Here is a 3743-nt window from a genome sequence, read left to right on the forward strand (position 1 = left end):
AACTGGCCGAGGCTCGCCGTGAACACGAAGAGATTATCGTCCGCATTGAGGCATTGGAGTCGCGTCTGCGCAATGTCGATCAAGATTTCTATCGCGCGGAGCTTGATGCGATCGGCGAAGCGGCGCGTCGAGCTCGCGGAGAAGATCGCGCCATGGATAAAGACGCGTAAGTGACCGTCCCGCGTCGCGCCGGTGACGATGCGCCCCGGCGCGACCACTCCGCCAAAAAAGAAAACCCCGCAGGTGGGCTGCGGGGCTCTCGTCGAACAAAGGAATTAACAACTATGACCGTAGTCGAAATCCTGGCCAAGGGCAATACGCAGGGAGCCGGCTCCCCCAAGAAACAGCCCGATCTTTCATGGTTTGCGGAGCGCGTGAAGCGATCCCAAGAGAAGCCTTTCAGCGAAATCGTTACGATCGAACCGGCTCTCGCAAAATCACTCCTCGAGCGCAATGAAGCGAACCGGAAGCTGAATGAAGGTCTCGTCTCGAAAATAGCCGATGATATACGCGGCGGCTATTGGGAACTCAATGGCGAGACGATCATCATTGCCAAAGACGGGCAACTGAATGACGGCCAGCATCGGCTTAACGCCGTTGTCGCTGCCGGCAAGAGCATTCAAACGCTCGTGTTCTTTGGCGCCGAGCGCGATAGCCGGTTCACGGTCGATGTCGGGAACCAGCGCTCGACCGGCGATTTCTTGGGGATGGAAGGCGTCAAATATTCGAACGCCGTCGCCGCTGCGGCTCGTTTGCACTGGGCGCATCGTCGTGGGTTGGTCGCCGGGGCCGGCAGTCCGACAAAGCAATGCGTCAGAGCAGAATATTGGTCGCGGTCGAAGATGTTCGACAAGGCCGCGTCCCATATTCATTCAAAATTCGCGATTATGTATGGGTTCACGCCCATGGTCTGCGCATATGTTATTCTTCATGATGTAAATGCGGCGCGAACGATCGAGTTTTTCGACAAGCTCATCTCGGGAGAAAACCTGAAGCGTGGCGACGCCATTCTCGCGCTTCGCGCCCGGCTGATCGAATGCCGAGAGGACAATTTGCGAGCGTGGGAAAAGCTCGAAATGATCCTCCGCTATTGGAACCATTGGCGTCTAGCCAAGCCTGTCGGCCGTGCGATCCCGCTTCAAGGTCAATACCCCAAGATCGAGAGGTAAGCCAATGCAGGCGCCGCGCAAGACAGAGCTAATCGACGTTGACGCGATCAAGGTCCCGCTGCACAGGCGACAGCTTTCAGAATCTGCGGTCGCCAGCATGATGGAATCTATCCGCAATCTCGGTATGCGAACGCCTATCACGGTTCGGATGCTGGACGAAGAGGCCACATCCGAACCGGAACTCGTCACGGGCGGACACCGCCTAGAAGCGGCAAAGCGGCTCGGGTGGGAGCGCATCGAATGCTTCGTCGTCGAGCATGAGAGCGATGCGCTCGCCCGTCTATGGGAGATAGACGAGAACTTGATCCGGCACGCGCTATCGCCAGCGCAAGAGGCCGCTGCTATCGCCGAGCGCAAGGCGATCTACGAGGAGTTGCACCCGGAGACGAAGCACGGCGGCGACCGCAAGAGCGATCAAGTTCGCAATTTGCAATCTTGCTCTTTCGTCGAGTCGACTGCTGAGGCAACCGGGAAGCATGCAAGCACTGTGAGCCGCGCCGCCGCACGTGGCGAAGCGCTCGGCTCCGACATTGACGCGGTGGTAGGAACATCTCTCGACAAGGGCGTCGAGCTGGACGCGCTGGCGAAGATGGCGCCGGAAGAGCGAGCGCCAATTATCGAGCGCGCGAAGGCGGGCGAGAAGGTTTCAGCCCGCACGCATGATGTCGTTTACCTCGAGCAAGCCGCCGATCTGAAAGAAGCGGAGAAGCGCAACGGCACGGCGAACCGCGTCGTCGAAATGAATGCGGCAGAGCAATTCGCGCAATGGCTTTTGGAACGATCCGATCTTGGGGAATTGGACGTTCTGGTTTCTTGGCTTCAAGGGACAAAGCCGAAAGATGTAATCGCATATCTGAGAAGGAAAGCCGCATGACCGAGCAGGTAGGCAACAACAGTGGAGCGCAAATCCGTTCCATCATCGAACGGATCGAGACAATCGAAGCCGAGATCAAGGCCCGCCAGGAAGATCGCACGTCGATCTACGACGAAGCGAAGGGGAACGGGCTCGCCCCGAAAATCCTTCGCAAGATCGTCTCGCTTCGGAAGAAGTCGCGCGACGCGCTCGCCGAAGAGCAAGAGCTGTTGCGGCTCTATGTAGAAGCAGCGCAGTTGGAGCTTGGCATATAGTGATCGCGCGCCCGACGCCTATCACGGAAGCCGCACTGCAACGCGCGATCGTGCAGTATCTCGACGCGGTGCTACTGCCGAGCTATCGCGCGTTTGCGATCCCGAACGCTGCGCCGCGCACGCGAACGGGACACGCGTCAAACGCTGTCGCTGGTCTGCGCAAAGGCGTCCCGGATTTGGCGATCGTCGGCGGAAGCAAGGTCTATTTCATCGAAGTGAAAACGCCGCGCGGAGTGCTCAGCGACGAGCAATCTGAATTTGGCGTCTGGTGCGTCACGAAGGCCTTTGTCGGATGGGCGTGCTGTAGATCGCTCGACGATGTGAAGACGGCGCTGGCGCATTGGAATATCGAAACAAGGGAAGTGTCATGAGCGCCCTATCAAAATACGTCGTCCGCAAAGGGCCGGTCTACTACGCCGTGCTGCGCGAGGTCGAGAGGCGAAATGCGGAGCGACTTGCCGCGCTCGCGTCCGCGGAGATCGAACAGCGTCGTTTGGATGAGGAGCGCCGCGCGGCAGAAATTGAAGCGGAAGAGCGGAAGGCCGAAGAGGATCGCGCCGAACGGCGCCGCGCTCTGGATGCGTCTTGGGGGCGCTCGCATGGCAACCCAACGATCGCTCAAGTCCAGCGAACCGTGTGCCGCTTCTATGCCATTTCGTTCCGCGAACTCATTTCGCATCGCAAAACTGCGGATGTCGTTAGGCCGCGCCAGATTGCGATGATGTTGGCGAAGGAGCTTACCATCCATTCGTTCCCTGAAATTGGGCGCCGCTTCGATCGCGATCATACGACTGTGCTTCACGCTGTGCGTAAGATCGAAAGCCTATGTGAAGAAAACGATGCCGTCGCCGCCGACGTCGCCGCGATCCGTGGAAAAATCAAGAGCATTTCCGATGTCCACAACGAGCGATAAAGTCACGCTACTCGATCACGGATTCGTCCGTTTGGTCGATCATATGGGCTCTGACATCTCCATCGTGCGCGCGGCTCGCGTCTCCTATGACGCCGCGTGGCGCGCTGGCGAGAACGATGGCTCGGACAAGCGCCTCATCGATTATCTCTGGAAGAACCGCCATACGACGCCCTTCGAGGCGGTGGAGTTCCAATTCGAGGTGATGGCGCCCCTTTTCGTGCTACGCCAATGGCACCGCCACCGCACCTGGACCTTTAACGAGCTCTCCGGCCGCTACCGCGAATTGCCCGAGACCTATTATCTCCCCGATCCGGAGACGATCGGCGAGCAGTCGACGGCCAATAAGCAGGGCCGCCAGCCCGGCGGCGATCTCGAGGCGCGCCGCGCCGAGGTGGAGAAGCTGCGCGCCGGCTTCGAGGCCGCCTTTACGACCTATCGCGAGCTGCTCGCCGCCGGCTGGCCCCGTGAGCTCGCCCGCACAGTCCTTCCGCTCTCGACCTACAGCCATATGTTCGCCAAGGTCGATTTGCGCA

The 3743-nt window shown here is 59.4% G+C and carries 6 protein-coding genes; all 6 read left to right on the forward strand.

The window, feature by feature from the left end; translation table 11 throughout:
• The first annotated feature begins 284 nt into the window (after window positions 1–284).
• On the forward strand, window positions 285–1169 hold the full coding sequence (locus WC683_20185) for a hypothetical protein (GenBank protein MFA4974929.1): 885 nt from the start codon (window positions 285–287) through the stop codon (window positions 1167–1169).
• A 4-nt stretch (window positions 1170–1173) separates the two neighbouring features.
• Window positions 1174–2043: a ParB N-terminal domain-containing protein gene (locus tag WC683_20190; protein ID MFA4974930.1), complete on the forward strand. Its 870-nt coding sequence runs from the start codon at window positions 1174–1176 to the stop codon at window positions 2041–2043.
• Window positions 2040–2297, forward strand: coding sequence for a GapR family DNA-binding domain-containing protein (locus WC683_20195; GenBank protein ID MFA4974931.1), 258 nt, complete (start codon window positions 2040–2042; stop codon window positions 2295–2297). The genes WC683_20190 and WC683_20195 overlap by 4 nt, the downstream gene beginning before the upstream one ends.
• Window positions 2297–2668, forward strand: coding sequence for a VRR-NUC domain-containing protein (locus tag WC683_20200; GenBank protein ID MFA4974932.1), 372 nt, complete (start codon window positions 2297–2299; stop codon window positions 2666–2668). The genes WC683_20195 and WC683_20200 overlap by 1 nt, the downstream gene beginning before the upstream one ends.
• Window positions 2665–3210, forward strand: a complete 546-nt coding sequence (locus WC683_20205) for a helix-turn-helix domain-containing protein (protein MFA4974933.1) — start codon at window positions 2665–2667, stop codon at window positions 3208–3210. The genes WC683_20200 and WC683_20205 overlap by 4 nt, the downstream gene beginning before the upstream one ends.
• On the forward strand, window positions 3191–3743 hold a 553-nt coding region (thyX, locus tag WC683_20210; GenBank protein ID MFA4974934.1), incomplete at its 3' end, for an FAD-dependent thymidylate synthase. The genes WC683_20205 and thyX, both read left to right, overlap by 20 nt.

The sequence above is a fragment of the bacterium genome (genome assembly GCA_041648665.1).
Classification (GTDB): domain Bacteria; phylum UBA10199; class UBA10199; order 2-02-FULL-44-16; family JAAZCA01; genus JAFGMW01.